Origin of the sequence: Streptomyces lomondensis, assembly GCF_014651035.1 — a bacterium.
In the GTDB taxonomy this organism is placed as follows: Bacteria; Actinomycetota; Actinomycetes; order Streptomycetales; family Streptomycetaceae; genus Streptomyces; species Streptomyces lomondensis.
Map to the genome: position 1 here is coordinate 173,076 of NZ_BMWC01000006.1, position 24,833 is coordinate 197,908.

24 protein-coding genes, 7 tRNA genes and 1 pseudogene are annotated in these 24,833 nt (G+C 71.8%); 10 read left to right on the top strand and 22 right to left on the bottom strand.

The window, feature by feature from the left end:
* Window positions 1-54: 54 nt before the first annotated feature.
* Together IE255_RS21560 and IE255_RS21565 are read right to left on the bottom strand one after the other, a co-directional pair.
* A tRNA-Val gene (locus tag IE255_RS21560) sits at window positions 55-126 on the bottom strand.
* A 39-nt stretch (window positions 127-165) separates the two neighbouring features.
* On the bottom strand, window positions 166-612 hold the full coding sequence (locus tag IE255_RS21565; RefSeq protein WP_190052000.1) for an SRPBCC family protein: 447 nt from the start codon (window positions 610-612) through the stop codon (window positions 166-168).
* 118 nt (window positions 613-730) lie between these two features.
* Here IE255_RS21565 and IE255_RS21570 point away from each other — a divergent pair, with 118 nt between their 5' ends.
* The gene (locus IE255_RS21570) at window positions 731-3,115 is read left to right on the top strand and encodes an SCO7613 C-terminal domain-containing membrane protein (RefSeq protein ID WP_229906517.1); all 2,385 of its coding nucleotides are present in this window, start codon (window positions 731-733) and stop codon (window positions 3,113-3,115) included.
* Window positions 3,116-3,122: 7 nt separating this feature from the next.
* On the opposite strand, the gene IE255_RS21575 is transcribed toward IE255_RS21570, so the two are convergent.
* From IE255_RS21575 to IE255_RS21610, 8 genes are all read right to left on the bottom strand, one after another.
* Complete coding sequence (locus IE255_RS21575) at window positions 3,123-5,864, bottom strand: exo-rhamnogalacturonan lyase family protein (RefSeq protein WP_190052002.1); 2,742 nt, start codon at window positions 5,862-5,864, stop codon at window positions 3,123-3,125.
* Window positions 5,865-5,978: 114 nt separating this feature from the next.
* Window positions 5,979-6,569, bottom strand: a complete 591-nt coding sequence (locus IE255_RS21580) for a hypothetical protein (RefSeq protein ID WP_190052003.1) — start codon at window positions 6,567-6,569, stop codon at window positions 5,979-5,981.
* A 7-nt stretch (window positions 6,570-6,576) separates the two neighbouring features.
* Window positions 6,577-7,458 (bottom strand): carbohydrate ABC transporter permease, encoded by an 882-nt coding sequence (locus IE255_RS21585; protein ID WP_190052004.1) that lies wholly within the window; start codon window positions 7,456-7,458, stop codon window positions 6,577-6,579.
* Window positions 7,455-8,456 (bottom strand): carbohydrate ABC transporter permease, encoded by a 1,002-nt coding sequence (locus IE255_RS21590; protein WP_190052005.1) that lies wholly within the window; start codon window positions 8,454-8,456, stop codon window positions 7,455-7,457. Before IE255_RS21590 ends, IE255_RS21585 begins: the two co-directional genes overlap by 4 nt.
* Entirely contained in the window at window positions 8,456-9,745 is a 1,290-nt protein-coding gene (locus tag IE255_RS21595) for an ABC transporter substrate-binding protein (protein ID WP_229906518.1), read from the bottom strand. The genes IE255_RS21590 and IE255_RS21595 overlap by 1 nt, the downstream gene beginning before the upstream one ends.
* Before the next feature lie 511 nt (window positions 9,746-10,256).
* Entirely contained in the window at window positions 10,257-10,466 is a 210-nt protein-coding gene (locus IE255_RS21600) for a hypothetical protein (protein ID WP_190052007.1), read from the bottom strand.
* A gap of 442 nt (window positions 10,467-10,908) precedes the next feature.
* Window positions 10,909-10,980, bottom strand: a tRNA-Val gene (locus IE255_RS21605).
* 87 nt (window positions 10,981-11,067) lie between these two features.
* A complete protein-coding gene (locus IE255_RS21610) occupies window positions 11,068-11,526 on the bottom strand; it encodes a TIGR02611 family protein (protein ID WP_190052008.1) in 459 nt (152 codons plus the stop codon).
* Between the two features lie 191 nt (window positions 11,527-11,717).
* Here IE255_RS21610 and IE255_RS21615 point away from each other — a divergent pair, with 191 nt between their 5' ends.
* The gene (locus IE255_RS21615) at window positions 11,718-12,131 is read left to right on the top strand and encodes an SsgA family sporulation/cell division regulator (RefSeq protein WP_004002642.1); all 414 of its coding nucleotides are present in this window, start codon (window positions 11,718-11,720) and stop codon (window positions 12,129-12,131) included.
* A gap of 287 nt (window positions 12,132-12,418) precedes the next feature.
* Window positions 12,419-12,979, top strand: coding sequence for a CGNR zinc finger domain-containing protein (locus IE255_RS21620; RefSeq protein ID WP_190052009.1), 561 nt, complete (start codon window positions 12,419-12,421; stop codon window positions 12,977-12,979).
* Between the two features lie 72 nt (window positions 12,980-13,051).
* On the opposite strand, the gene IE255_RS21625 is transcribed toward IE255_RS21620, so the two are convergent.
* A complete protein-coding gene (locus IE255_RS21625) occupies window positions 13,052-13,228 on the bottom strand; it encodes a hypothetical protein (protein ID WP_190052010.1) in 177 nt (58 codons plus the stop codon).
* Between the two features lie 154 nt (window positions 13,229-13,382).
* Window positions 13,383-13,823, bottom strand: coding sequence for a hypothetical protein (locus IE255_RS21630; protein ID WP_190052011.1), 441 nt, complete (start codon window positions 13,821-13,823; stop codon window positions 13,383-13,385).
* A gap of 188 nt (window positions 13,824-14,011) precedes the next feature.
* Here IE255_RS21630 and IE255_RS21635 point away from each other — a divergent pair, with 188 nt between their 5' ends.
* A complete protein-coding gene (locus IE255_RS21635) occupies window positions 14,012-14,524 on the top strand; it encodes a DsbA family protein (RefSeq protein ID WP_190052012.1) in 513 nt (170 codons plus the stop codon).
* A gap of 23 nt (window positions 14,525-14,547) precedes the next feature.
* Here the strand turns inward: IE255_RS21635 and IE255_RS21640 are convergent, their stop codons facing one another.
* The 3 genes from IE255_RS21640 to IE255_RS21650 are packed head-to-tail and all read right to left on the bottom strand — an operon-like array spanning window position 14,548 to window position 17,288.
* Window positions 14,548-15,372 carry a GNAT family N-acetyltransferase gene (locus tag IE255_RS21640; RefSeq protein ID WP_190052013.1) on the bottom strand — a complete coding sequence of 275 codons (825 nt, stop codon included), beginning with the start codon at window positions 15,370-15,372 and terminating at the stop codon, window positions 14,548-14,550.
* Between the two features lie 54 nt (window positions 15,373-15,426).
* Complete coding sequence (locus tag IE255_RS21645; protein ID WP_190052014.1) at window positions 15,427-16,248, bottom strand: aminotransferase class IV; 822 nt, start codon at window positions 16,246-16,248, stop codon at window positions 15,427-15,429.
* A complete protein-coding gene (locus tag IE255_RS21650) occupies window positions 16,245-17,288 on the bottom strand; it encodes a chorismate-binding protein (protein WP_190052015.1) in 1,044 nt (347 codons plus the stop codon). Before IE255_RS21650 ends, IE255_RS21645 begins: the two co-directional genes overlap by 4 nt.
* Window positions 17,289-17,466: 178 nt before the next feature.
* On the opposite strand from IE255_RS21650, the gene IE255_RS21655 reads away from it, so the two are divergent.
* The 5 genes from IE255_RS21655 (at window position 17,467) to IE255_RS21675 (ending at window position 17,933) form a co-directional block, all read left to right on the top strand.
* Window positions 17,467-17,539: transfer RNA gene (locus IE255_RS21655), tRNA-Gly, on the top strand.
* Window positions 17,540-17,576: 37 nt separating this feature from the next.
* Window positions 17,577-17,650: transfer RNA gene (locus tag IE255_RS21660), tRNA-Cys, on the top strand.
* A gap of 1 nt (window position 17,651) precedes the next feature.
* Window positions 17,652-17,723: transfer RNA gene (locus IE255_RS21665), tRNA-Val, on the top strand.
* 23 nt (window positions 17,724-17,746) lie between these two features.
* Window positions 17,747-17,818, top strand: a tRNA-Val gene (locus IE255_RS21670).
* A 43-nt stretch (window positions 17,819-17,861) separates the two neighbouring features.
* Window positions 17,862-17,933, top strand: a tRNA-Val gene (locus tag IE255_RS21675).
* 75 nt (window positions 17,934-18,008) lie between these two features.
* Here the strand turns inward: IE255_RS21675 and IE255_RS21680 are convergent.
* The 4 genes and pseudogenes from IE255_RS21680 to IE255_RS40175 all read right to left on the bottom strand — a co-directional run.
* A complete protein-coding gene (locus tag IE255_RS21680; RefSeq protein WP_190052016.1) occupies window positions 18,009-18,299 on the bottom strand; it encodes a TFIIB-type zinc ribbon-containing protein in 291 nt (96 codons plus the stop codon).
* A 79-nt stretch (window positions 18,300-18,378) separates the two neighbouring features.
* Window positions 18,379-19,320 carry a phosphotransferase family protein gene (locus IE255_RS21685; RefSeq protein WP_190052017.1) on the bottom strand — a complete coding sequence of 314 codons (942 nt, stop codon included), beginning with the start codon at window positions 19,318-19,320 and terminating at the stop codon, window positions 18,379-18,381.
* A 578-nt stretch (window positions 19,321-19,898) separates the two neighbouring features.
* On the bottom strand, window positions 19,899-20,108 hold the full coding sequence (locus tag IE255_RS21690) for a hypothetical protein (RefSeq protein WP_190052018.1): 210 nt from the start codon (window positions 20,106-20,108) through the stop codon (window positions 19,899-19,901).
* A 202-nt stretch (window positions 20,109-20,310) separates the two neighbouring features.
* Window positions 20,311-20,584: pseudogene (locus tag IE255_RS40175) on the bottom strand (DUF8836 family protein); the annotation flags it as partial.
* Window positions 20,585-20,780: 196 nt separating this feature from the next.
* Between IE255_RS40175 and IE255_RS21700 the strand changes: the two are divergent.
* Window positions 20,781-22,256, top strand: coding sequence for a serine/threonine protein kinase (locus IE255_RS21700; protein WP_229906519.1), 1,476 nt, complete (start codon window positions 20,781-20,783; stop codon window positions 22,254-22,256).
* A 43-nt stretch (window positions 22,257-22,299) separates the two neighbouring features.
* On the opposite strand, the gene IE255_RS21705 is transcribed toward IE255_RS21700, so the two are convergent.
* From IE255_RS21705 to cobA, 3 genes are all read right to left on the bottom strand, one after another.
* Window positions 22,300-22,692 (bottom strand): NUDIX domain-containing protein, encoded by a 393-nt coding sequence (locus tag IE255_RS21705; RefSeq protein ID WP_190052019.1) that lies wholly within the window; start codon window positions 22,690-22,692, stop codon window positions 22,300-22,302.
* Window positions 22,693-22,701: 9 nt separating this feature from the next.
* Window positions 22,702-23,520 (bottom strand): TrmH family RNA methyltransferase, encoded by an 819-nt coding sequence (locus IE255_RS21710; RefSeq protein WP_190052020.1) that lies wholly within the window; start codon window positions 23,518-23,520, stop codon window positions 22,702-22,704.
* A gap of 64 nt (window positions 23,521-23,584) precedes the next feature.
* Window positions 23,585-24,826, bottom strand: a complete 1,242-nt coding sequence (gene cobA, locus IE255_RS21715) for a uroporphyrinogen-III C-methyltransferase (protein WP_190052021.1) — start codon at window positions 24,824-24,826, stop codon at window positions 23,585-23,587.
* Between the last annotated feature and the right edge of the window lie 7 nt (window positions 24,827-24,833).

Consider the following 24,833-nt stretch of genomic DNA (forward strand, 5'->3'; position numbering starts at 1 on the left):
CTGGCCCAGGGCATGAAAAAACCGGTCCGTCTACGACGGACCGGCTGTTTCCGGTGGGCGATACTGGGTTCGAACCAGTGACCTCTTCGGTGTGAACGAAGCGCTCTCCCACTGAGCTAATCGCCCGGGAACGCACTGAACAATACAGGTCCCGGCACGCTTCCTTCAAACCGCTCGAAGGTGCCTGAGCAGCCCGCGCCGCCCGGAGCGCATCATCAGCGCGTGGTTGGCGCGGAAGACGGGCCGCCCCGGTACGGCGAACCGCCTCAGCAGCGGCTTGGTCACGCTCACGACCTGGTCGTACCGCGCGAGACTGCCCGGCCCGAGCGGTGTGACCGTCCAGCGTGCCCAGCCCTCGATGTCCCCGGTCATGGCGATCTCCAGCACTCCGCCCGCGGGGTCGCGCCGCACCTGCCGTGCCGTGAAGGTCATGTCGTACGGCAGGACGGAGCGGATCCGGATCACTCCGGTGGTGTCGTCGTGCCGGGTCACCTCCCGGACCTGGCGCCACCACCGGGTGTAGTCCTCGGGCCGTTCCAGCACCTCGTACACGGCGGCCGGCGGCGCGGGCAGGGCCCACAGGCTGCGGAAGCGGTAGTGGTTCCAGTCCATGACCGCAGTCTGCCCAGTCGGTGACCGCAGTCTGCCCAGTCGCCGCGGGGCTGTCTGAGTACGCGCCTGAGTATCCGCACTCATGCCGTTCGAGGTGACACGGACCACACTGCGAGCCATGACGCACCTTCCGCCCCCGGCCGAGGAGTTGCGGCTCCTCGATGCCGAGCTGTGGCAACTGGACGCCCGCCGCTCCCAGTTGCTGGCACGTCGCGCCTGGCTGGTCGCGACCCTGCACCAGGGGCAGCAGCAGTCACGGGCCGAGGCCCGGACGCAGCCGCCGCCCGCCGCGCCGCCCCGCCCGGAGACCGCCGCCCCCAGCGTGCAGAACCTGCTGCTGATCCTGGGTGGTGTCCTGCTCACGCTCGCGGCGGCGGTGTTCACGCTGGTCAGCTGGGGGCACATGGGCATCACCGGGCGGGCCGTGGTGCTCGGCGCGGTCACGCTGGCCGCGCTCGCCGCCCCCGCGGCGCTGCTGAAGCGGGGGCTGCGGTCGACGGCCGAGTCCGTGGCGGGCCTCGGTCTCGCGCTCACGGTTCTGGACGCCTACGCGCTGCACGAGGCCGCCCTCGCCGGGACGGACGGGACCGGCTACGCGGCGGCCGCGTCGGCGGTGCTGGTGGTGGTCTGGTCGGCCTACGGTGTGCTGCCGGCCACGGCCGCGCTGCGGCTGCCGCTGCCCTCCGCCCTGGCGGCGGCGCAGCTCCCGCTGCTGCTGTGGGCGCTGGCCGCCGACGCCGGTCCGTACATGATCACGGCGGCGCTGCTGGTGACGGCCGGGCTCGACGCGGTGGTGGCGCTGCGGGGGACGGCCGGCGCGGTGCGGATCACCGCCGTCGTGGGTGCGTACGCCGTGGGCGGCTGGGGCGTCCTGGGCGCCGGCTGGCTGTCCTTGACGGCCGACGGCCCGGGCGCTGCCGCCCGGGCCGGGGCGCTGCTCCTGCTCGCGGCGGGGATCGCGTCGGGTGCGGCCTGGCGGGTTCCGGGCGCGCGGCACGCCCTCGGCCTGGCGATCGCCTCCGGGCTGCTCACCGTGGGCGCGCTCGGCGGAGTGGTTCGCTCCGGGATGCCGTCCGAGTGGGCGGTTCCGGCTCATCTGGCCCTCGGCATCGCCCTGTTGACGGCGGTGCGGGTGAGCCGTCTGCCCGAAGCGGTACGGCGGGGTCTTGCCTGGGCCTCCGGTGTCGTACAGGCGCTGGCTCTGCTGTGGGCGCTGCCCGTCGTCGCCGTGGTGGTGCTGGGGCCGGCCGGGTGGCTGGGCCGGGTGTGGGGCGGTGCGCCGTCGGACGCCCGTGCCGCGGTGGCCGTCGAGACGCCCTGGCCGCCGGACGCGGCGGGAGTTCCCGTGGTCCTCGTGGCCGTCGCGGCCGTGCTCGCCCTGGCGGTCCCCGGGGAGCAGTGGCGGCCGCGGGCCCGGCTCGGTGCGCCGGTCCTGTGCTGGGCCGCGGTGCTGACGCTGCCGGCGGTCTTCGGGATCCCGTACGTCGCCGGGATGCTGGTCCTGGGGGTCGTGACAGCGGCGGCGCTGTACGCGTCCCGGACCACGGTGTCCGCCGCGCGGGTCACCGCCGTCGTTCTCGCCCTGGTGACGGCCGTCAGCCTCGCCCTGACCGCCCTCGCCTCCCAGACCGCGACCCTCGTCGTGCTGGCCGCACTGACGGCGCTGTTCGCCGCGGCCTCCTGGCAGGCGGGGCTCGCCGCCGTCACGGCTCCGGCCGCCCTCGTGCACGCCGCCGCGCTGGCCGCGGCGACGGGTGCCGCCGCGGACTGGCCGCCGGCCCGTACGGCTCTGCTCGTCCTGGCCGTCCCCGTGGCCGCCGCCCTGCTCGCGGCGCGCCTGGGCGCGTCCCTGGCGACCGTGCCGGTCGAGATCGTGGGAGCCGCCACCGGCCTGCTCGCCGTGGGCCTCGCCGTCACCGACCCGCCGATGCTCGCCCTGGTGCTGGCCCTGTGCGGCACGATCACCGCGGCCACGGCACTGCGCCCGGAGCGCCGTCCGCTCGGCTACGCGGCCACCGCCCTGTTCGTGCTGGCCGCGTGGGTACGGCTGGCCGCCTGGGACGTCGGCACGCCCGAGGCGTACACGCTCCCGGTGACCGTCCCGGCGCTGCTCGTCGGCGCCGTCCGGCGGCGTCGCGACCCGCGGGCCTCGTCCTGGACGGCGTACGGCCCCGGCCTCGCCGCCACGCTCCTGCCGAGCCTGGTCGCGGCCTGGGCCGACCCGCACTGGACACGTCCGCTGCTGCTGGGCACGGCGGCTCTGGTCGTGACGCTCCTGGGGGCCCGGCACCACCTCCAGGCGCCGCTGGTGCTCGGCGGCTCGGTGCTGGCCCTGGTCACGCTGCACGAACTCGCCCCGTACGTCGTGCAGGTGACCGGAGCACTCCCCCGCTGGGCGCCTCCCGCCCTGGCCGGACTCCTGCTGCTCGCACTCGGGGCGACGTACGAGCAGCGGATCCGGGACGTCCGGCGGGTGCGGGAGGCCCTGGGGAGGATGGACTAGCCGTCGGCTACGGCATCTTGTCGCCCACGAGCGCCAGGTTCTGGATGGCCGCCAGGCCGTACAGGGCCGTGGCGTTGGTGGACACCCAGGCCGCCTCGCTGCCGGGGACCAGGGCGGTCGGGCCCTCGATCTTCTTCGTGGACCAGTCGGTGGACTCCTTGTAGTCCCAGGTGTCCCGGCTGGTGTAGAACTGCTGCCACGCCCGGGCCGCCAGCTTGCCGTCGCCCGTCTGGACGGCGGCGTAGGCGTCCTGGCGCGAGTGGCCCTGGAACAGCAGCAGGGAGCCGAAGTCGGAGCCGTAGCGGGCCTTCTGCTCGGCCTTGGTGGCGTTGAAGTAGCGGCAGTAGTCGAGCCACGCCTCCTTGAACTTCGGCATGTCGACCTGGTCGATCAGCTCGGCGCACAGCTCGACCAGGCCGAACATGGCCGACAGGTGCGAGACGCTGACCTTGGGCTCCTTGGCGACGGCGAACTTGCCTGTGTCCAGGTCGTAGAGCGCGTCGCCCTGCACGAAGCCGTTGGGCTGGGCGGCGATGGTCTCCATGGTGGACAGGACGCGCGCCTTGGCCTTCTCCCACTTGGGGCCGCGCCGCTCCCACTCGGTGAGCCAGGCCGAGACCAGACCGCTCCAGTCGGTGCCGAAGCCGATGGAGAGGGCGTTGCGGTCGGGGGTGTACGGCTCGGTGCGGATCTTGCGGATGGGATCGAGGACGAGGAACGTCTCGTCGGAGTCGACGTTGGCGTGCATGAGGTCGCCGACGCGTTCGTCCGCCGTGAGGAAGTAGTAGTAGCGGCGGTAGGTGGTGTTGGCGATGCGCTGCTGCTTGGCGCTGTCGGCGTAGTGCTGGACGCCGTGCCGGGTGCCGAGGCCCGCCCACTTGCCGAGGTGGTAGACGTCGACCTCGCCGGTGTGGCGGGTCATGGCCTCGGCGAAGCGGAAGATGTCGGCGCGGCCGGAGCGCATGTACGCGAACCAGAGCCACAGGTCGGGCGAGAGCTCGGAGTTGTCCCAGGCGTAGCCGCCGACGTCGTAGCACCACTGGTGACGGCTGGGATCGTAGGTGTGCATGATGTCGCCGTAGTCCCAGAAGCCGTACCACCGGCGCATCTCCACCTGGTCCTTGTAGTAGGTGAAGAGGAAGTCGAGGTGGTCCTCGATCTTCGCCTTGGCGGCGGTGGAGCGGTCGGGCCGGGAGAAGAGCTTGCCGAAGACGCCCGCCTTGATGAGCTGCTCGGGTGGCGCGGCGAGCTGCGGCGGGGTGCGGACGGCCTCGACCTGCTGGGCCATGGCCTCGGCACTGGGCGTGGACTCGTGGGCCCAGAAGAGGAGTTCGCTGGTACGGGCGATGCCGTAGGGGGTGCCGAAGCCGGGCTCGTAGTCCTCGTAGGTGATGTTGAGGCCTTCGAGCTGCTCGGGGTAGGTGTCCTGCCCCATGCCGTCGTGGTAGAAGCGCAGGTCCATGGGCTGGGCCTCGGGCGACCAGAGCCAGAGGGTGACCTCGGCCGTGTCGGTCTGGGCGTCGCGGATGTCGAGCTGGGCGGGGAACTTCTCCCAGAAGTCCCTCAGGCCGAAGGCGAGGCCGCCGCTCGCGCCGCCGACGTATCCGAAGCCGCTGGCGCGCTTGCCGCCGCCCGCGCCGATCCAGCCGTGGCCCTTCTTGGTCCGCTTGCGGACCGTGAAGCCGTCGGCGGACAGCTGGGACAGGGTGTAGTCGCCCCACTCGGGGATGTACTGGAGGCGGGTGGTGACCCGCTGGTCCCAGGTGGACGGGTCGGGCAGCTTCTTGCCCTCGAACTGGGCCGTGCGCACGGCCGCTCCGGGGTCGCGGCGCAGTCCGGTGATGCCCTTGACCGCCTCGCGGAGCAGGCCGGTGCCCTCGCCGCCGATGCGGATGTGCCGGTCGTACGCGGCGTCGCGCATCGGCACCTGGAAGCGCACGCCGAGCCCGCGGATGAAGTCGCCGCTCGCCTTTCCGGGCTCCTGCGTGCCGTCGAAGGTGAGGGTGTGGACCATGCGGAACGACTCGGCGCCCGCGTAGAAGTAGAGCCGGATCGAGAAGGGCAGCCAGCTGCGGCCGCCCTTGCGGTGCTTGCCGTCGATGCGGACGACCGCGCGGACCGGGCCCTCCTGCTCGACCTCGACCTTGGAGACCGCGCCGTCGAAGCGCTCGGTCTTGACCGCGCCCTGGTCCTCGTCCTCGATCTCGGGCTGGCGGATCAGCACGAGCCGGCCGTTCCTGGCGATCTCCGTGGAGCCCCGGGCGACCGACTTGACGATCGTGGAGCCGGACTTGCCGATCTTCGCGGTGATGACGCCGGTGGAGATGTCGATGGTGCCGCCGCTCTTGTCGACGGTGACCTTCTTCTCCGGCGCTGCGGGCGTCCCGGCCTTGAGCGTGAGCTTGCCGTCGCCCGAACCGACTGCGTGCGCGGTCCACTTGAGGGAGCCGTCGGGCCAGTAGGCGATCGGCCAGGACTGCACGGGTACGGCCTTGCCGTCCGCGTCCGTGAGCGCGAAGGTCTGGTCCTCCTGGTAGGCACCCTTCGGCCAGGGGACGCCGACGGTGGAGCCGGGGGCCGCGCCGAGGCCGCCGTCCTCCAGCCAGTCCAGGGTCACCGGGTCGGCGTCGGCGGGTTCGGCTCTGGGGGCCGCCTGGGCGTCCTGGGCTCCCAGTGCCCAGCTGAACTGGGCGGCGGCTCCGGCGACGGCGGCCGCCTTGAGGAGGTTCCTGCGGGGGATGGGAGACATAGAGGTGCTGCCTTTCCTTGTCCGTGCGGGAAGCAATTCCGTGCGCTGGTCAGGGGCATGACAGTGACAGGTCGGCGCCCGGGGCGCCGACCTGGGAATGAGGGGCACCGCCGGTCAGCGGCGCCGGTACCGCTCCTCCACGGCGACGGCCGCCGCCGCGACGGCCCCGAGGACGGCGACCGCCAGCGGCGCGGCGAACCAGGCGGACAGGGCCACCACGGCCAGCCCGGCGATGATCAGGAAGGACCCGGCCGGGTCGAGCACCGTCCGGCGCCAGGCGGCGGCGAGCAGGGTCCGCCAGCGGGCGTCCGGCTCCCAGACCGCCGCCGCGCGCAGCCCCGCCACGACCAGGCCGATCAGGGCGCACACGCCGACGGCCCCGACGAGCGGCCCGCCGGGGATCCCGGCCCGGACCGCCTGGACGTCCACCCACACCGCGCCCGCTGCCACCCACCCGGCGAGGCCGACGAGCCATCCGCGGCGCAGGGCCGCCCGGAAGTCGGCGACGAACTCGCGCAGGCCGCCCCCTTCGTGGGCGGTGCGGCGCCTGAGGTGCCGCGCCCCGGCGACGAAGGCCCCCGGGTACGTCACGACACCCAGCGACGCCACCGCGATCCACACACCGGTCAGCAGACACTCGGCGAACACACCGAACCGCTCGGCGAAAGCCGACTCCCCCCGTGCCTTCACTCGGGTCCCAGCCATGCTCACCTCAGCCCTTCAGACCGGACGTCGCCATGCCGTCGATCAGGTACCGCTGGAAGGCGAGGAAGAAGGCGAGGACCGGCAGCAGGGCGACCAGCGACATGGCGATCATGCCGCCGTAGTTGGCCAGCCCTTCCTGGTCCACGAACATCTTCAGGCCGAGCGAGACCGTGTACATGTCGGGCTCGTTGAGGTAGATCAGCGGGCCCATGAAGTCGTTCCACGAGTTGATGAAGGTGAAGATCGCGCTGGTGATCAGGGCCGGGCGGCACAGCGGAAGCATGATCGACCAGTAGATGCGGAAGTGCCCGCAGCCGTCGAGGCGGGCCGCCTCGTCGAGTTCCTTGGGCATGTTGCGCATGAACTGCACCATCAGGAAGACGAAGAACGCCTCCGTGGCGAGGTACTTCCCCAGCAGCAGTGGGGTGTACTCGTTGATCATGTCCATGTTGCGGAACAGCACGTACTGCGGGATCAGCAGCACGTGGTACGGCAGCAGGAGCGTGCCGATCATCAGCGTGAACAGCAGATTCCGGCCCGCGAACCTGATCCTCGCGAAGGCGTACGCCGTCAGCGAGCAGGACACCACGATCCCGATCACCGAACCGACCGCGAGGAAGAGCGAGTTGAGGAAGAAGGTGGAGATCGAGATGTCGGCGATGCCGTCGGAGAGGCTCTTGTAGTTGTCGAGGATGGGGTCGCTCGGCAGGAGGTCCAGGCTGCCGACGATGTCCTCGCTCTCCTTGAGGGAGCCGCCGATGACCCAGATCACCGGGTAGAGGATCACCGCGAGGATCAGCAGGGACCCGATGTGCCAGGCGAGGGATCCGGGCAGCTTGTGCCGGAGGCCGCCCGCTCGTGGGGTGGCGTCGGTGGCATGCGCACTCATCGGGCGCCCTCCTCGTAGTGCACCCAGCGCTTCTGGGACCAGAACAGCACCGCCGTCACCAGGGCGACCGCGACGAGCAGCATCCAGGCCATGGCGGAGGCCAGACCCATCCGGCTGTTCTCGAAGCCCTGGACGTAGAGATAGCAGGTGTAGACCATCGAGCCGTCGGCCGGACCGCAGGCGTTGCCTCCGGCGCCGCCGCCGACGATGTACGCCGAGCTGAAGATCTGGAAGGAGTGGATCGTCTCCAGCAGGACGTTGAAGAAGAGCACCGGGGAGATCATCGGCAGCGTGATGTTCCAGAACCGCCGCAGCTTGCCCGCGCCGTCGACCTCGGCCGCCTCGTACAGCTCGCGCGGGACCTGCTTGAGGCCGGCCAGGAAGATGACCATGGGGGCGCCGAACTGCCAGACGGTGAGCGCCACCAGACTGTAGATGATCATGTCCGGGTCGCCGGTCCAGCCGCCGACGTCGATCCCGAAGATCTTCTGCGTACGGTCCACGATCGCGTCGTCCGAGAAGATCGCCTTCCAGACGATCGCGACGGAGACGCTCGCGCCGATCAGCGACGGCGCGTAGAAGGCCGCCCGGTAGAAGGCCTGTCCACGCCGCTTCTGCGCGAGGAGCAGGGCCACACCGAGGGCCGCGAGCAGTTTGAGCGGCGTTCCGACGACGACGTACCAGAGCGTCACCTGCACCGAGTGGCGCCAGCGGGGATCGCCGAACATCTCGGAGAAGTTGTCGAAGCCGATCCACTTGGGGGCGTCGAACAGGTTGTAGTCGGTGAACGCGAAGTAGAGCGAGGCGACCATCGGGCCCGCGGTGAGCAGCAGGAACCCGGCGATCCAGGGGGACATGAAGAGATAGCCGGCCAGGTTCTCCCGGCGCCGCCGCCGCTTGAGGGCGGCGGGGCGCTCGGGCTTCACCGGACCGTGCCGCGGCTCGGAGTCCTGGGACAGGCCCTCCATCGCAGGGGCGTGTGTCACGGTGGTTCCCATCAGGTGCCGAGAGCCGTCTTCGACTCGGTGAAGAACTGCTTGACGGCCTCGTCCACCGACCGCTTGCCCAGACCGAGTTCCTCGGCGATGCGCAGGAACGCGGACTCACAGATGTCCGCGCCGTTCGGGTGCGGCGTGATGGGCTCCAGGACACCGGCCTCGACGAGGGACTCCTCGTAGGCGGCGATCGCCTTGTTGACCTCGTCGGTCGGCTTGTAGGCGTCGAACTGGGCCTGCGTCGCGGGCACACCGCGGTCATAGCCCATGATCTTGGCGACCTCGGGGTCGTGCACCATGAAGTCGATGAACTGGGCGACTTCCTTGGGATGCTGGGTGCGCTTGGAGGCGCTCAGCATGAGCGAGCCGAGGTACTGGCCGGTCTTCTTGCCGTCCGTGGTCGGGATCGGCGCCAGGGCGTACTCGCTCTTGCCCTCGGCGCTGTAGCGCACGGTGAAGTTGTCCCAGGTGAACTCGCCGCCGGAGAGCTCCGCGGCGAGCGCGGACTTGGGCTTGATCTGGGCGACCTTCTTCGGGTCGGAGTAGATACCCTCCTCGACGCCCTTCTTGGCCTTCGTCCACCAGTCCGTCAGATCCGCCTCGGTGAAGCCGAGTCCGTCCTCGGTGAAGAACGCCTTGCCGTTCTGGCGCAGGTACAGGTCGTAGAGGTACATCGTCCCGTACATGCCGCTGTCGCCGGCGCGGCCCGTCTTGTCGCGGATCTTCTTCATCGCCGAGTCGAAGTCGTCCCAGGTCCAGCCCATCTCCGGCTTCACGCCCGCCCGGGTGTAGACGGGCTTGTCGATGACCAGAGCCATCGAGTTGGAACCGACCGGGACTCCGAGGAGCTTGCCGTCGATCTCGCCGAACTTCTCGAGTCCCGCGCGGAATCCGTCCATCCGGAGGTTGCCGGCCTTGGCCTGCTCGCTGAGATCGAGCAGCACGTTCTTCGCGTCGTATTTACGGAGGAACCCGATGGCATTCTGGAAGACGTCCGGCGGATTTCCGCCGGAGGCCTGGGTGTTGAACTTCTTCCAGAAGTCGAGATAAGGCTGGAAGTCCGTTTTCACCTTGATCTTCGGGTACTTCTTCTCGAAGAGCGCGATGGTCTTGTTGATTCGCTGGGCACGGTCCTCCGCTCCCCACCACGCGTAACGGATCGTCACCGTCCCGTCCGCGGACGCCCCTCCGTCGCCACCGCAGCCGGTCGTCGCCGCCAGCCCCAGCGTGGCCGCCGTGGCCCCGGCCGCCTTCAGAATCGTACGTCTCTCAACATTCCTGCCGTTCACCACGGTTGGACCTCCCCGCACGTCATCCGCTCGCATGAATCGTTTCAAGTAAGCGCTTGCTGGCACAAGTTACGGAGGGGCTGAGGGTGCGTCAATGATTCGGACAAGATTTTCTTACCGAGGGGGGTGGGGGCGGAGTGGGTTCGGGCGGCGGGGCCGGGGGCCGGGCGGGATGACCTCGCTGGTGAGGTGGGGGTGGTCGAGGGACCGGACGACGGGGGGCCTGTTGTGACGGTTTCGGGGGCGACCGAAAGACGACGGTGGGGTGGAGGGCGGTGGCGGCGGTCGCGGCGTCTGGTTTTGGCCATGTGGCGGTTGAGTGGGGGTGGCGGTGAGTGGGGGTGGCGGTGAGTGGGGGTGGCGGTGAGTGGGGGGCGGGTGCCGGTGTGAGGGACTGGCCGTGGGTGGGGGCTCGGTGCTGAGGCCGGGTGGGCCCGCAGGGCGGCGGAGCGGGGTGCCGCTGCGGGCCGCTGCGGGCCGCTTGCGCCGGCCTTGGCGGCAGGCAGGCTCGCAGTCAGGTCGCTATGCGGTCGGCGCCTCCTCGGCGGGGTGGGTGGGGTGGGGTGCCGGGGAGGGGGGCGACGTGGGGCGGTGTGGGCGGCGCGGCGTGGGCGTTCGCGATGTGGGCGGGCACCACGTGGGCGGGCGCGACGTGGACGCTCGCGGCCTGGGCGGGCACGGCGTGGACGCTCTCGGCGCAGGCGGGCGCCACATGGACGGGCACGACATGGACGCTCGCCGACGTAGGCGGGCGCCACATGGGCGCTCGCCACATGGGCGCTCACGGCGTAGCCGGTATGTCGCTGTCGGCCAAGGGGGCGGCCCGTCGCGAAGGACGTCCGAGCGAGCGCCTCGGAGCCCGGGCGGCTCGATGGATGGAGCTCGCAGCACGGCCAGGCCCTCGCGGATGTGGTCCGTTAGCGGCTCGCCCCCGGCTTCTCTTCGGGACCAACCGGACGCAAGCGGTCGCGCACCACGGGCGGAAGGATCTCGGCGGCACGGACAGCCAGACAGGAGCGATCTGCCGCCGGGCGGACGGACAGCCAGGACAGGGCCAGCGAAGGCCGCCAGGGGCCAGGAGCCGCAGGACCGCCGACACGGTCGCCGACGCCGGCTGCAACGACGGCGGCCCACCTGCGTCATCGCAGGTGGGCCGCCGATCCGGGTGGGCGATACTGGGTTCGAACCAGTGACCTCTTCGGTGTGAACGAAGCGCTCTCCCACTGAGCTAATCGCCCGGACGCAGGAAGTACATTACCCCATGTCAGGGGGTGCCTGTGACCAGCACCGGCCGACACCGGCAGGCACCGGCACCCCGGCACGGCTCACTGGTTCTCGATCTTCCACGGCATGACTATGCCGAACTTCCACACGTAGATACCGACCAGTACGCCCACGATCACCAGCCCGATGGTCGTGAGGATGATGTTGCGGCGCCGCACCTTGGGGTCGAGGGCCCGCTGCGCCGCCTCGGTGACCTTCCGCTTGGTCCAGCGGAGCACCAGCTGCGCCCACACGAACTCCGTCGCCCAGATCGCCATGCCGCCGAAGATCACGACCCAGCCCGGCCCGGGCAGGGGCAGCATGATGATGCCCGCGACGACGACCGCGAGCCCGATGATGAAGACGCCGACCTGCCAGCTCACGTGCAGTACGCGGCGCGCCTTGATGAATTCCGGTGCCCGCGAGCCGAGCCCCCGGTGCTGCTCGCCGTGCACCTCTTCCGTCTCCGTCTCGTCCGACGCCACGGCCACCTCGCCCGGCTCGTTACTCCCCGTATTCATACGGCCAAACACTACCCGAGCGAAACCAGTCACCGGAATGGACGCACGCCGCGAACGATCTCTCGGCCGGAAGAGTTACGTAAAGGCACGCAAAACACTCAGAGGGGTTTACAACGGCACCGTAGGTGGCATGTCGATTTCGCCGACGTGCGAATCCCCGAGCGCACACTGAGCGAAAGGCCCTGGCGCTTATGAACACCACGGTCAGCTGCGAGCTGCACCTGCGCCTCGTTGTGTCGAGCGAGTCCTCCCTGCCTGTCCCCGCAGGCCTGCGGTACGACACGGCCGACCCCTACGCCGTGCACGCCACCTTCCACACCGGAGCCGAGGAGACCGTCGAGTGGGTGTTCGCCCGCGACCTCCTCGCCGAGGGACTTCACCGCCCTACGGGCACCGGCGACGTCCGCGTCTGGCCGTCGCGCAGCCACGGTCAGGGCGTCGTATGCATCGCCCTGAGCTCGCCGGAGGGCGAGGCCCTGCTCGAGGCCCCGGCACGGGCCCTGGAGTCCTTCCTGAAGCGGACCGACGCCGCCGTGCCGCCCGGCACGGAGCACCGGCATTTCGATCTCGATCAGGAGCTCTCGCACATCCTGGCGGAAAGCTAGGGCGAGACCCTCACAAAGCCGCCCGGCGCCGTCGACTCGGGGAGACGGCTCGGGCCAGGACAACCGCATACGGGAGACACCGGCGCCGGCACCGCGGCTCACGCGGGGCGGCGCCGGTTCGCGTGTGCCCGGGACTGCCGGCGGGCGGGGGTGGGAAGCACGGCGAGCCCGGCGGCGTTGTATTCGAAGCCATGTGCGGGCATGAGGACGGTCCGGCGGTGGTGGAGCCGTTACCATCGGCCAGCATCGGCGGGCGCCCGCCCGACCCCCAGGCCAGGGAGCGAATCGTGCTGATCACCCACGACACCCGGTGCGCCCTCGACACCGTGGTGGATCTGGTGAACACCGCACCGGAGGACGACGCGGCGCAGGACGGGCTGCCGGACGTGGCGACCCTCGCGGAGTTCGTACGGAACCACGAGATCAGCGATGTCGGGGTGCTCTCGGAGTTCGACCTCTCCGCGGTACGGAAGATCCGCGCCCGGTTCGCCGCCGTCTTCGCCGCCCCCGACGCCCGGACCGCCGCCGGCCAGATCAACGAGCTGGTCGCGGCCGCCGGCACCACGCCCCGGCTCACGGACCACGACGGCTACGACTGGCATGTCCACTACTTCGCGCCCGGTGCCTCCGTAGCCGACCATCTGGCCGCCGACTGCGGGATGGCGCTGGCGTTCTTCGTGGTCGCCGGGGAGCAGGAGCGGCTGCGGCGGTGCGAGGCGCCCGACTGCCGGCGTGCCTTCGTCGATCTGTCCCGCAACCGCTCGCGGCGCTACTGCGACAGCCGCACCTGCGGAAACCGTCTGCACGTGGCCGCGTACCGGGCGCGGCGCAAGGAAGCCGCGGGCTGAGAAGAGCCGCCGGGAGGGGTCGTCGATGCCGACGCGGCCCCGGCGGGTGGCGCCGGGTACCGCGGGTACGGCTCACAGCAACAGCAGATCGTGCAACGAGGCCATGAGCAGCAGACACCCGATCACCGCAAGGAAGATCATCAGCGGTGGCTGGGAAAGGGCGAAGAGGCAACCACGTGGCTCGTCCCGCAGGGGGCGTGGCTCGTCCCGCGGCGGGGCGGGGTCGCTCTGTTCCGTCGTGTCCAGCATCTCGCGGCGATGATGACGCAGTCGCCCGGCCGGACGCGATCAGCGGCCTCGTTCCGTGCGGGAGTGCGCCGATTCCGTGAGGTCCGGTCCAGGTTCTGATCACTTCCGCGCGCCCGCGGACGCACTGTGACGATTCAGCCCGACACGCGGGGCGTCATATGCCGTGCTTCTTGAGGATCGCCTCGATATCGCTGAAGTCCTCGTCGCCCCGGGGCGCCGCAGCGGGCCGGGGCGCCGGGCTCGTGCCCTGCCCCAAAGAGGGCGCCGAGGCCGCGGGGGCCACCGCCTCGGGCTGAGCCGCCGCGCGGGCCGCCGCCCTGCGCTCCTTGCGGGTGCCGCCGCGGCGGCGCTCCACGACCCGGGTGGTCGTGAACAGCACCCACGCGAGGCCGAGCAGTCCGAAGCCCGCCCAGGCCGTCGGGCTGAACGCGGTGTCGGCCAGCCACTCGACGACACCCGTCATCACCAGGGCGACCGGCACGAGCGAGTAGGCCGCGATACGGGCCGCCGCGAGGAAGCGCTTGCGGTACGCCGTGATGGCCGCGATGCCCAGGCCTGCCGCGGACACGGCGGAGCAGACGGTCTCGGCAATCATCCGGTCCTCCAGGCATGGCGCGGTCGAGCAGGGCACTTCGTCCCTTCCATCCTGCACCCGCCCCACCCCGGCGGGCCATGCCCCGGCCGGACATCAGGGACATCTCCGGGTCACCTCCTCCACAGGTGCCGGTCCGGGCTCCAACCCCTAGGGCGGCGGCAGTACGCCGCGGCTGGGAGACTGTGCCTATGAGCGACTCCTCCCCCGCCCCCGTCCTCGAGGTCTGGTGCGACCTCCAGTGCCCGGACTGCCGTACCGCGCTGGACGATCTCCGTGCCCTGCGGGCCCGCTACGGCACCCGTCTCGACGTGCGGCTGCGGCATTTCCCGCTGGAGAAGAACAAGCACGCCTTCGCCGCCGCCCAGGCCGCGGAGGAGGCGTGGGAGCAGGGCCAGGGGTGGCCGTACGTCGAGGCCCTGCTGGGGCGGGTCGAGGAGCTGGGCCGTAAGGGAGAACCCTTCCTGGTCGAGGTGGCCCGGGAACTGGACCTGGACGCCGAGGAGTTCGACACCGCGCTGGTCGACGGCCGGCACATCCTGATCGTGGACGCCGACCAGGCCGAGGGCAAGGCGATCGGCGTGACCGGCACCCCGACGTACGTCATCGGCGGTGAGCGGCTCGACGGCGGCAAGAGCCAGGAGGGGCTGCGCGAGCGGATCGAGGAGATCGCGGACCGGCTGCTGGCCGACCGGGAGGGCTGACCACCGGCGCCCGCCCCCGGCCGTCACAGCAGCGGCTTGTACATGGCGTACTGCTTGGTCTCGTAGCCGAGTGACGCGTAGAGGCGTTCGGCCGGGGTGTTGCCGGCGAAGACGTTGAGGCGGATGGTCCGCCTGCCCTCGGCGATCGCCTGCGCCTCGGCCAGCAGCATGAGGGTGCGGCCGTGCCCCTTCCCCCGGTGGGCGGCGTCGGTCTCGACGTCGAAGACGAAGGCGCTGTTCTCGCGCAGGGCCACCCAGAGCGCGCCCACCGGCGTCCCCAGGTGCTCGACGACGCTGATGAACGTGCCCGGGGTGGCGAGGCCCTGCGGCAGCAGGGTGGCGTGGTCCCGCTCGGACTTGGCCCGGGCCTCGGCCGGCGGAACGCCCCGCCGGATCCAGCTCTGCGCGTAGTCCTGCTCGCCCTTCTCCAGCCAGGGGCCGAACTCCGCCTCGGTCATGGGCCGGGCGCGGCTGCCCTCCGGCAGGTCCGGCGGGGTGTCGCCGAGCGGCTTCTGCATGAGGCGGTTGCGTACGACGTAACCGAGCGCGGTGGCGAGCCGGAACGCCGCCTCGGCCTCGGCGGGCACCTGCGCCTCGATGCGGCGGCACCCCCAGCCGCGGGCCACCTCCTCCGCGGCGAGCGCGGCCACCGTGCCCCGGCCGCGTCCGCGGTCCGGTTCCTCGATGCGCAGGTTCATGATCCGGGCCACGGCGTCGCCGAACACGGGATGCGTGCCGAGGTGTATCGCCCCCACGGGACGGCTGTTCACACACACCTGGTAGCGGCGTGAGCGCGTCCCGTCGGCGTTCTGCTGAAGCGGCTCGGTCGGCCGCAGGGTCGTCGTCATCACGGGTGTTCTACCCGCAACCCCGCCTCTGTTCAGCCGAATAAGCGGGGGCCGTCAGGGATCCAGGTCGTCCCCGGACCGCTCCTCGAAGATGCGCATGGCCTTCGCGGTCACCGGGCCCGGCGCGCCGGGCAGCTCACGGTCGTCGACGCGGTGCACGGCCTGTACGTCCCGCAGCGTGGACGTCAGGAAGATCTCGTCGGCCCGCTCCAGCACGTCCAGCGGCAGGGCGGTCTCCTCGGCTCCGGTCCATTCGATCGTGAGCGCGCGCGTGATGCCCGCGAGGCAGCCCGAGGCGAGCGGCGGGGTGTGGATCTCGCCGTCGAGGACGACGAAGACGTTCGACCCGGTGCCCTCGCAGAGCTGTCCCACGGTGTTGGCGAACAGGGCCTCGGAGGCGCCCCGTTCGCGGGCCCGGGCGAGGGCGACGACGTTCTCGGCGTACGAGGTGGTCTTCAGGCCGGTGAGCGCGCCGCGCTCGTTGCGGGTCCAGGGCACCGTGATCACGGCGGTGGAGTCGGGGCGGCGGGTCGTCGCCCCGAGGGCGACGACGAGGGTCGGGCCGTGCTCGCCGCGGTCGGAACCGAGCGGGCCGTGGCCGCCGGTGTAGGTGATGCGCAGGCGGCCGAGCGGCATGGGGTTGGCCGCCAGGACGGCGGCGCAGGCGCGGCGCACCTCGTCGTGGTCCGGGTCGGGCAGCCCGAGGCCGCGCGCGGACCGGGTCAGCCGGTCGAGGTGGCGCGTGAGCGCGAACGCCCGGCCGTCCACGGCCTTCACCGTCTCGAAGATGCCGTCGCCCACGGTCAGCCCGTGGTCGAAGACGGAGACGCGGGCGGACTCGATGTCCTGCAGTCCGCCGTCGAGCCAGATCTTCACGTCAGGTCCTCTCCACTCACCTCGTACGCTCCCGACGCTATCGCGAGGAGCCGTCCCGCCTTCAGCTCGGTCTCCCGCCACTCCCCCTCGGGATCCGAGCCCCAGGTGATGCCGGCACCGGTGCCGAAGCGCAGCATGCCCTCGGCCCGGTCGATCCAGAAGGTACGGATGCCGACGGCCAGCTCACCGACCCGCCGGTCGGCGTCGACCCAGCCGATGCCGCCGCAGTAGGGACCCCGGGGTGCCGTCTCCAGGGCGTCGATGATCCGCAGGGCACTGGACTTGGGTGCGCCGGTGACGGAGCCGGGCGGGAAGGCGGCGCCGAGCAGCTCGGCCCAGCCGACCCCGTCCCGCAGCTCGCCGCGGACCGTCGACACGAGGTGGACCAGCCCGGGATGCTTCTCGACGGCACAGAGGTCGGGCACCGTCACACTGCCCGTGGCGCACACCCGCCCGATGTCGTTGCGGACCAGGTCCACGATCATCACGTTCTCGGCGTAGTCCTTCTCCAGCAGGTCGGCCTCGGTGCGGCCGGTGCCCTTGATCGGCCCGGACTCGACGGTACGCCCGTCCCGTCGCAGGAACAGTTCGGGGGACGCGGTCGCGATCTCGACGGTGTGTCCGGGCAGGCGGATCGTTCCTGCATACGGTGCCGGGTTGCCGCGGGCGAGCAGTGCGGCGAGGGCGTCGACGTCGGCTTCGGGCGTCACGGGCGCGGACAGCACCCGGCACAGGTTCGCCTGGTAGACCTCGCCTGCGGCGATGTGCTCGCGGATCCGCCGTACCGCCGCCGTGTACGCGGCGCGGTCGAGCGAGGACGTCCAGTCAGCCACGGCCGGCCCGCGCCAGGCGCCGGGCACGGGGGCGGGCACGTCCGTCTTCCGCACCTCCCGGAAGCGGGCGCAGGTCAGACGGCCCTCGAAGTCGGCGCAGACGGCCCAGAAGCCGCTGGATTCCAGGGCTTCGGGATCGTCGGTGACGTCGAGGAGCCCGGTGGCGACGCGGTCGCCGAAGCGGGCGAGAGGAGGGAGGTCGAGCACGCAGTCGAGTCTATGGCGGGTGACCTGCGGGTGACCGGGGGATGTCCCTTCAGCGGGCTCCGCGACGCCCCTGAGCAGGGCAAGCGCAGCACGCTGCGCAAACGCGTTTTTGTACTGGCCCGGGAATCCGCTAGAGTTCAACTCGTCGCCGGGCCGCGAGAGCGGACCGAAACGACAAGCGGACGTAGCTCAGTTGGTAGAGCGCAACCTTGCCAAGGTTGAGGTCGCGAGTTCGAGCCTCGTCGTCCGCTCGAAGGAAGAGGGGACTTCCCGGTCCTCTACACTCCTGGTGGAGTGGCCGAGAGGCGAGGCAACGGCCTGCAAAGCCGTCTACACGGGTTCAAATCCCGTCTCCACCTCCAAGGACGATTAGCTCAGCGGGAGAGCGCTTCCCTGACACGGAAGAGGTCACTGGTTCAATCCCAGTATCGTCCACTGGATCTCCGAAGATCCCACCCGCGCGATTAGCTCAGCGGGAGAGCGCTTCCCTGACACGGAAGAGGTCACTGGTTCAATCCCAGTATCGCGCACGCAGTGCCCATGATCCGTCGCCGCACGTGGTCATGGTCCCGAGGACGATTAGCTCAGCGGGAGAGCGCTTCCCTGACACGGAAGAGGTCACTGGTTCAATCCCAGTATCGTCCACATCACACAGGAGCCCCCGGCCGTAGGAATCGGCCGGGGGCTCCTGTCGTGTCACAACTGGTGTCACGACTCGTGTCAGGACGAGAACAGCATGCGCCCGAAGCTCTTCTGGCGGTGGTGCCCGTGGTGGCCATGGTGACCGTGGCCACCGTGCGGGGCGCCCCAGGCCGGGGCCGGAGGGGCCGGGTAGGCCTGCGGGCCAGGCGGAGGCGGCGGGGCGGCCTGGGACCACTGGGCCTCCAGGCGGGTCAGCGACTCCAGCTCTCCGTAGTCGAGAAAGATCCCGCGGCAGCCGCTGCACTGCTCGATCTGGACGCCGTTGCGGTTGTATGTGTGCATCGGGGCTCGGCACTTCGGACACTGCATGGTGGTTCAACTCCTCGCCGGTCGGTCCTGCTTCACATGTCGCCAGGACAGACTCTGTCCGGCTGTGGTCGGTTGCACCCTACTTCGCCTGCTCCTGCGTGAACTGCGGCGGGATGCTCGCCATTCGGTCACAGGCGTCCACGACCGCCTCCTCCACCTCGTCCAGGTCGCGGCCGGCCGCGACCGCCTTGGCGACGGCGCGGGCGGCGGTCTGCACGGTGAGGGCGCGAGCGGGCACGTCGAGAGCGGGCCAGGGGTCGCCGTCCGCGGGGACGGCCGGGCCCCCGGCCTCCCGGTAGGCGGTGAGGAAGCGGGTCCATGCGTCGGGCGGGAGCAGGCCACAGGCGTACCAGGCCGCGGGGCGGGCGAGGTCCCAGGCCGGGGCGCCTACGCCGAGGTCGTCGACGTCGATCAGGAGCCAGGGGCCGTCGGGGGCGGGGTGGCGTATGAGCTGGCCGAGGTGGAGGTCGCCGTGGCACAAGGTGGCCGTGTCCGGCATCGGGGCCTCGGCGCGGGCCCAGGGCGGCAGGGTGGTCCAGGCTCGCAGGACGGGGGCGGTGGCGGAATGCGGGCCGGCCTCCCGGAGCCGGGCGACGGCGTGGGCCGCCTTGGCGGGGCCTCGCATGGTGGGCAGGGCGTGCGGGGCCGGGGTGCGGTGGAGCCGGGCGAGGAGGGTGGCGGCGGCTTCCCAGGGGGCGGCGTCGGGGTCGGCCGGGTCTACCGGTGTGCCGTACGGCCAGAACGTCACGAGGCGGCCGTGCAGGTCGGCCGGGGCCGGGTCGAGTGGGGGCAGGAGGATCTGGGGGTGGTGGGTCGCGACCGTGAGGCGGCTGGTCAGCTCTGTGGGGTCGGTGTGCGGGGGGTGGGCCTTCGCGACGGTGTCCGCGTGGCGTACGACGATGCCGTCCGGGCGGTCGGCGAGCGTGGCCGCGCCGCAGGGGCAGGCCGATGAGCGGGCGTGGGCTGTGGCTCGGGCCTTGGCGGTGAGGGCGTGTACGAGCAGTTCGGGGGCGGGCGTCACGGGGCTCCTGGGTGTGCGGTCTGGGGCGAGGGTACGCCTGCCGTGCCCGGGGGCCGTGCGGTTGCCCGGCGTCGGTGCCGGGCCGGGTGGCTCCGCAACCCGGCGAAGCGGGGTGCCGCTGCGCCCACCCGTGCCGCCCCAGCGGCACGACTGCCCGCAGCTCAGCGGGACTGGCGGCCCGCCGCCCGCAGCTACGCGGATCGCGCGGGGCGCGCTGCCTGGGCGGCAGGGCGGCAGGGCGGCAGGGCGGCAGCCACGAACGCGCCCGCAGCCGCCGGATCACGGAAGGGGACGTGTCGGGGGGTGTCCGCCCGCAGCGGTTGGCGCGTCAACGCCAGTGAGTCGGTCACCCACCCCATCGCGCCGTTCCGAGGACGGACACCCCCCGGCGCGGCCCCGACCCACACCCGCCGAGAAGGCGCAACGCGCACCCCCCACAGCCGCCGCAGGGAAAAGCAATGCCGGCGCAGCTCCCCAGCTGCGCCGGCATCTGTGCCGTCCGCCGCACCCCCGTCCCCACGGGGTTTCATGGGTGGATGTCCCCGCCCGGACCGCTCTTCCGGGCCTGGGGTCGCCGCTCAGCGCCCCAGCATCTCGCCCACGGACGACGCCTGTGTGGCCACTGTCTCCCACCCGTCGAAGACGAGGAGGAGCAGGACCGCCAGGGGAAGGGCCATCAGCGTCGCCACCACCGGGTGGCGACGGCCCTGACGGCGGCGGCGGAACGCGGCGGCGTACACCTTGCGTCCCTCCTCGCGGATCAGCGTCCGCGGTGCCGTGTGGGCCATGGTCCCTCTCCTGACGTTTCTCAGTTGTCGTGTGCAGCGGCGGGTGTCTGACCTCGGGGGACGAGTGCTGCACCCGCCGCTTGACCTCAAATCTAGGCGCCCGGCCCACCCTCGGGCGTCATGCCCTCGTACCGATTGCCGGGCCTCCCGGAGGATGAGCCGCCACCTGCGATGTACTCCCCTGGGTGGAGAAGCGGACCCAGGTCTCAGGGTCTTCCCCGACGGGGCGCCCTGGATCACCCCGCTTTGTCCGAGCTCTCCTCCCGCGGAATCGGCTGTTCCACCAGAGCCAGCACCCGGTTCGCCATGAAGCGGGCGGTCCGCACGACCGTCCCGCTGCGGGTGACTTCGCTCACTTCCACGACACCTCGGCGTACCGCTGTCTCCACCCTGCGGCCCGCTCGGCTCGCTACCACCTCATAGGTGCGCGTCGTGTCGCCGGCGTCCACGACTATCTCCACACGGTCACCCTTCACAGGTCCAATCCCCCTTCTGCGACGGGTGGTTGGGGTCACACCCCGCGCGAACACCGCCTGTTCGCACACCCCCTGACCACTCTTCAAGTCTCCCACCCACCACTGACAATCCATCACCCCGAGAGGGCGCGGCCTCTGCGCGCGGGCGGCCGTGGAAACGTAAGCTGTTGGCTCGTCACAGGACCGGGCAGCGGGGATGAACATGGCGATGATGCGCCTGAGGCGCGAGGACCCGCGCGTCGTCGGCTCGTTCAGGCTTCACAGACGGCTCGGCGCGGGCGGGATGGGCGTGGTCTACCTGGGCTCCGACAAGAAGGGGCAGCGGGTCGCGCTCAAGGTCATCCGGCCGGACCTGGCGGAGGACCAGGAGTTCCGCTCGCGCTTCGCCCGTGAGGTCTCGGCGGCACGACGGATCCGCGGCGGATGCACGGCACGCCTCGTGGCGGCGGACCTCGACGCGGACCGCCCCTGGTTCGCCACGCAGTACGTCCCCGGCCCCTCCCTGCACGACAAGGTCGCCGCCGAGGGGCCGCTCGGCGCGGCCGACGTCGCCGCCGTCGGTGCCGCGCTGTCGGAGGGTCTGGTCGCCGTGCACGAGGCCGGGGTCGTGCACCGGGACCTGAAGCCGTCCAACATCCTGCTGTCCCCGAAGGGGCCGCGGATCATCGACTTCGGCATCGCCTGGGCGACCGGCGCCTCGACGCTGACCCATGTCGGTACGGCGGTCGGCTCGCCGGGCTTCCTCGCGCCGGAGCAGGTGCGCGGCGCGGCGGTCACGCCGGCCACGGACGTGTTCTCGCTGGGCGCCACGCTCGCGTACGCCTCGATGGGCGACTCCCCCTTCGGGCACGGCAGTTCCGAGGTGATGCTGTACCGCGTCGTGCACGAGGAACCGCAGCTGCACGGCGTCCCCGACGCGTTGGCCCCGCTCGTCCGGGCGTGCCTGGCGAAGGATCCCGAGGAGCGTCCCAGCACGCTCCAACTGTCGCTGCGGCTCAAGGAGATCGCGGCCCGCGAGTCCCAGGACCTCTCCGGCGTACGCCCGCCCGCGCCGCGCGGCGGCGAGACCGAGCGGCCCGCCGACACCTACCCCGAGCGCGCCCGGCGTCCGCAGGGACAGCAGGGCGCGGGGACGTCCGGCGGGCAGCGGGGCCGGGGGACTCCCCCGCCGCGCGGGTCCTCGGCGGAGGACGGCGTTCCGCCCCGGCGTGGGACCGGTGGGCAGGGCACGCCCAAGCCGAGCGGTCGCACGACCCGCGGCGGGGCTCCGGCCAGTGGCCGCAACACCCCGCGCGGTGGTGTCCCGTCACGGTCCGGGGGGTCCGGGTCCGGGCCTACGCCCACCGGGCGCAACGGGACGCGGTCGGGCAGCGGCAGCCGCCCCGCCCCGCACAGCGGTACCGGGCGTCCGCCGTCCAGGACCACGGGGACCAGGCTGCGGCCCGCCAATCCGCGCCTGCTGCGGCAGCGGCTGTTCGTGTTCGTGGTGGTCACACTGGTGGTGGCGCTCGGCATCGCCCTGGTGCAGGGCTGTCAGGGCCCGGCGCGGGGGCTCGGCGGCGACGGAGCCGGCGTACGGCAGGAACAGGGACAGGTCCAGGTTCAGCCGGACTCCGAAACTCAGGGCAACACGCCTCAGGGCCACCACAAGGCGCAGGACTACCAGCCGTAGGACCGCTGGAGCGGAGGGCGGCGATCAGCCGCCCCGCCGGTCGTCACAGCTCCGGCAGGATCCGTTCGAAGAACTCTCGGTCGCCGTCGAAGACCGGGTCCAGGGCCAGGAACTCCTCCGGCGTGACCCAGCGGGCCTCGGCGACCTCGGCCGGGTCGGGGACCACCTCGCCCGTGTCCGCGCGGGCGGTCCACCAGTGGAGGCGGAAGCGGTGGTCGTCGGTCTCCGACTCCCACACCTTGGCCAGCGGCACGACGGTGAGGCCGACCTCCTCGCGGACCTCGCGGACGACCGCCTGCTCCTGGGTCTCGCCCGGTTCGACCTTGCCGCTGAGCGGCTGCCAGTAGCCGGGGCGTACGACGGCCGGACCGCGCCGGATCGCGAGGACGCGCTCCCCGCGCAGGAGGACGGCGACGATCGCCTGGCGCTGCTCCACGGACGGTCCCTAGGCCTGGGGGCGGCCGGTGGCCACGGCGTAGAAGGCCACGGCGGCCGCCGCGCCCACGTTGAGGGAGTCGACGCCGTGGGACATGGGGATGCGCACCCACTCGTCGGCGGCGACCAGGGCCTGGGTGGACAGGCCGTCGCCCTCGGCGCCGAGCATGAGGGCCACGCGGTCCATGGTGTGCGGTGCGGCCTCGTCGAGGGGCCGGGCCTTCTCGTCGGGGGTGAGGGCGAGGAGGGTGAAGCCCGCCTCGCGGACCGACTCCAGGCCCTTGGGCCAGGTGTCCAGGCGGGCGTACGGCACGGAGAAGACCGCGCCCATGGAGACCTTCACGCTGCGGCGGTAGAGGGGGTCGGCGCAGTCCGGGGAGAGCAGGACCGCGTCCATGCCGAGGGCGGCGGCCGAGCGGAAGATCGCGCCGATGTTGGTGTGGTCGTTGACCGACTCCATGATGACCACCCGGCGGGTGGTCTGGAGCAGGTCGGCGGCCGTGGGCAGAGGCTTGCGCTGCATGGACGCGAGGGCGCCGCGGTGCACGTGGTAGCCGGTGACCTGCTCGGCGAGCTCCGGGCTGACCGCGTAGACGGGGGCCGGGAGTTCGTCGATGACGTCGCGCATGACGTCGACCCACTTGGCCGAGAGCAGCATGGACCGCATCTCGTAGCCCGCTTCCTTGGCCCTTCTGATGACCTTCTCGCCCTCGGCGATGAACAGGCCCTCGGCGGGTTCGCGCTTGCGGCGCAGCTCCACGTCGGTCAGGCCGGTGTAGTCGCGCAGACGCGGGTCGTCGGGATCCTCGACGGTGATGAGATCGGCCACAGGGTGATACTGCCTTGTCCTGGGTGCGGTGCCAACGGCTCGGGACGGGTTGTGTTACCCGGGGTTACTCGCGGGGGGCGGTGGCCGTGGGGCCGACCCTCACGACCTCGCCGATGACGATCACCGCCGGGGGCTTCACATCCTCGGTCCGCACGGTCTCCGCGACCGTCTTCAGGGTCGCGTCGACGCGGCGCTGGCCGGCCGTCGTGCCTTCCTGGACCAGGGCGACGGGCGTGTCCGGCGACTTGCCGTGGGCGATGAGCGTCTCGGCGACCTTCCCGATCGTGGCGACGCCCATGAGGATCACCAGCGTGCCGGTCAGCTTGGCGAGGGACGGCCAGTCGACCAGGGAGCGCTCGTCGTCGGGGGCGATGTGGCCGCTGACCACCGTGAACTCGTGGGCGACGCCCCGGTGGGTGACCGGGATGCCGGCGGCGCCCGGGACCGAGATGGAGCTGGAGATGCCGGGCACGACCGTGCACGGGATGCCGGCCTCGGACAGCGCCTGGACCTCCTCCATGCCGCGCCCGTAGACGAAGGGGTCCCCGCCCTTGAGCCGTACGACCGACTTGCCCTGCTTGGCGTACTCGATCAGGGCGTTGTTGATGGCCTCCTGAGCCATGAACCTGCCGTACGGCAGCTTCGCCGCGTCGATCACCTCGACGCTCGACGGCAGTTCGGCGAGCAGGTCGCGCGGGCCGAGGTGGTCGGTGATGACCACGTCGGCCTCGGCGAGCAGGCGGCGGCCGCGCACGGTGATCAGGTCCGGGTCGCCGGGGCCGCCGCCGACCAGGGCGACTCCGGGCGTGCGGGTGCGGTGGTGCGGGGCGACGAGCGTGCCGTCGCGCAGGCCCTCGACGACCGCGTCGCGGATGGCGGCGGTGTGGCGGGGGTCGCGGCCGCGGGCGTCCGTGGTGAGGACGGCGATCGTGACGCCCTCGCTGTGGCCGGTGGCCGGGGTCCAGGCCGTCGCCCGGTCGGCGTCGTCGGAGCGGACGCACCACACGCGGTGGCGCTCCGCCTCGGCCGAGGCCCGGTTGTTCGCCTCCGTGTCGCCGGTGGCGATCAGGGCGTACCAGGCGTCCGCGAGGTCGCCTTCCGCGTACGGGCGCTTCTCCCAGGTGATCTCGCCGGCGTCCGCCATGGCCTCGACGGAAGGCGTGGCCTCGGGGGACACGAGGAGGATGTCGGCACCGGCTGCGATCAGTGCCGGGAGGCGGCGCTGCGCGACCTGGCCGCCGCCGAGGACGACCACGCGGCGGCCGGTGAGGCGGAGGCCTACGGGGTAGGCGGGGTGTTCGGCCATGGGGGTG

What these genes read in the sequence shown, in the direction of transcription:
- cobA (WP_190052021.1), bottom strand. Translation starts at nt 24,826, where the DNA reads ATGGCCGAACACCCCGCCTACCCCGTAGGCCTCCGCCTCACCGGCCGC.
- IE255_RS21585 (WP_190052004.1), bottom strand. Translation starts at nt 7,458, where the DNA reads ATGAGTGCGCATGCCACCGACGCCACCCCACGAGCGGGCGGCCTCCGG.
- IE255_RS21610 (WP_190052008.1), bottom strand. Translation starts at nt 11,526, where the DNA reads ATGAATACGGGGAGTAACGAGCCGGGCGAGGTGGCCGTGGCGTCGGAC.
- IE255_RS21590 (WP_190052005.1), bottom strand. Translation starts at nt 8,456, where the DNA reads ATGGGAACCACCGTGACACACGCCCCTGCGATGGAGGGCCTGTCCCAG.
- IE255_RS21630 (WP_190052011.1), bottom strand. Translation starts at nt 13,823, where the DNA reads ATGATTGCCGAGACCGTCTGCTCCGCCGTGTCCGCGGCAGGCCTGGGC.
- IE255_RS21700 (WP_229906519.1), top strand. Translation starts at nt 20,781, where the DNA reads ATGAACATGGCGATGATGCGCCTGAGGCGCGAGGACCCGCGCGTCGTC.
- IE255_RS21570 (WP_229906517.1), top strand. Translation starts at nt 731, where the DNA reads ATGACGCACCTTCCGCCCCCGGCCGAGGAGTTGCGGCTCCTCGATGCC.
- IE255_RS21640 (WP_190052013.1), bottom strand. Translation starts at nt 15,372, where the DNA reads ATGACGACGACCCTGCGGCCGACCGAGCCGCTTCAGCAGAACGCCGAC.
- IE255_RS21565 (WP_190052000.1), bottom strand. Translation starts at nt 612, where the DNA reads ATGGACTGGAACCACTACCGCTTCCGCAGCCTGTGGGCCCTGCCCGCG.
- IE255_RS21625 (WP_190052010.1), bottom strand. Translation starts at nt 13,228, where the DNA reads ATGCTGGACACGACGGAACAGAGCGACCCCGCCCCGCCGCGGGACGAG.
- IE255_RS21680 (WP_190052016.1), bottom strand. Translation starts at nt 18,299, where the DNA reads ATGCAGTGTCCGAAGTGCCGAGCCCCGATGCACACATACAACCGCAAC.
- IE255_RS21635 (WP_190052012.1), top strand. Translation starts at nt 14,012, where the DNA reads ATGAGCGACTCCTCCCCCGCCCCCGTCCTCGAGGTCTGGTGCGACCTC.
- IE255_RS21615 (WP_004002642.1), top strand. Translation starts at nt 11,718, where the DNA reads ATGAACACCACGGTCAGCTGCGAGCTGCACCTGCGCCTCGTTGTGTCG.
- IE255_RS21575 (WP_190052002.1), bottom strand. Translation starts at nt 5,864, where the DNA reads ATGTCTCCCATCCCCCGCAGGAACCTCCTCAAGGCGGCCGCCGTCGCC.
- IE255_RS21580 (WP_190052003.1), bottom strand. Translation starts at nt 6,569, where the DNA reads ATGGCTGGGACCCGAGTGAAGGCACGGGGGGAGTCGGCTTTCGCCGAG.
- IE255_RS21690 (WP_190052018.1), bottom strand. Translation starts at nt 20,108, where the DNA reads ATGGCCCACACGGCACCGCGGACGCTGATCCGCGAGGAGGGACGCAAG.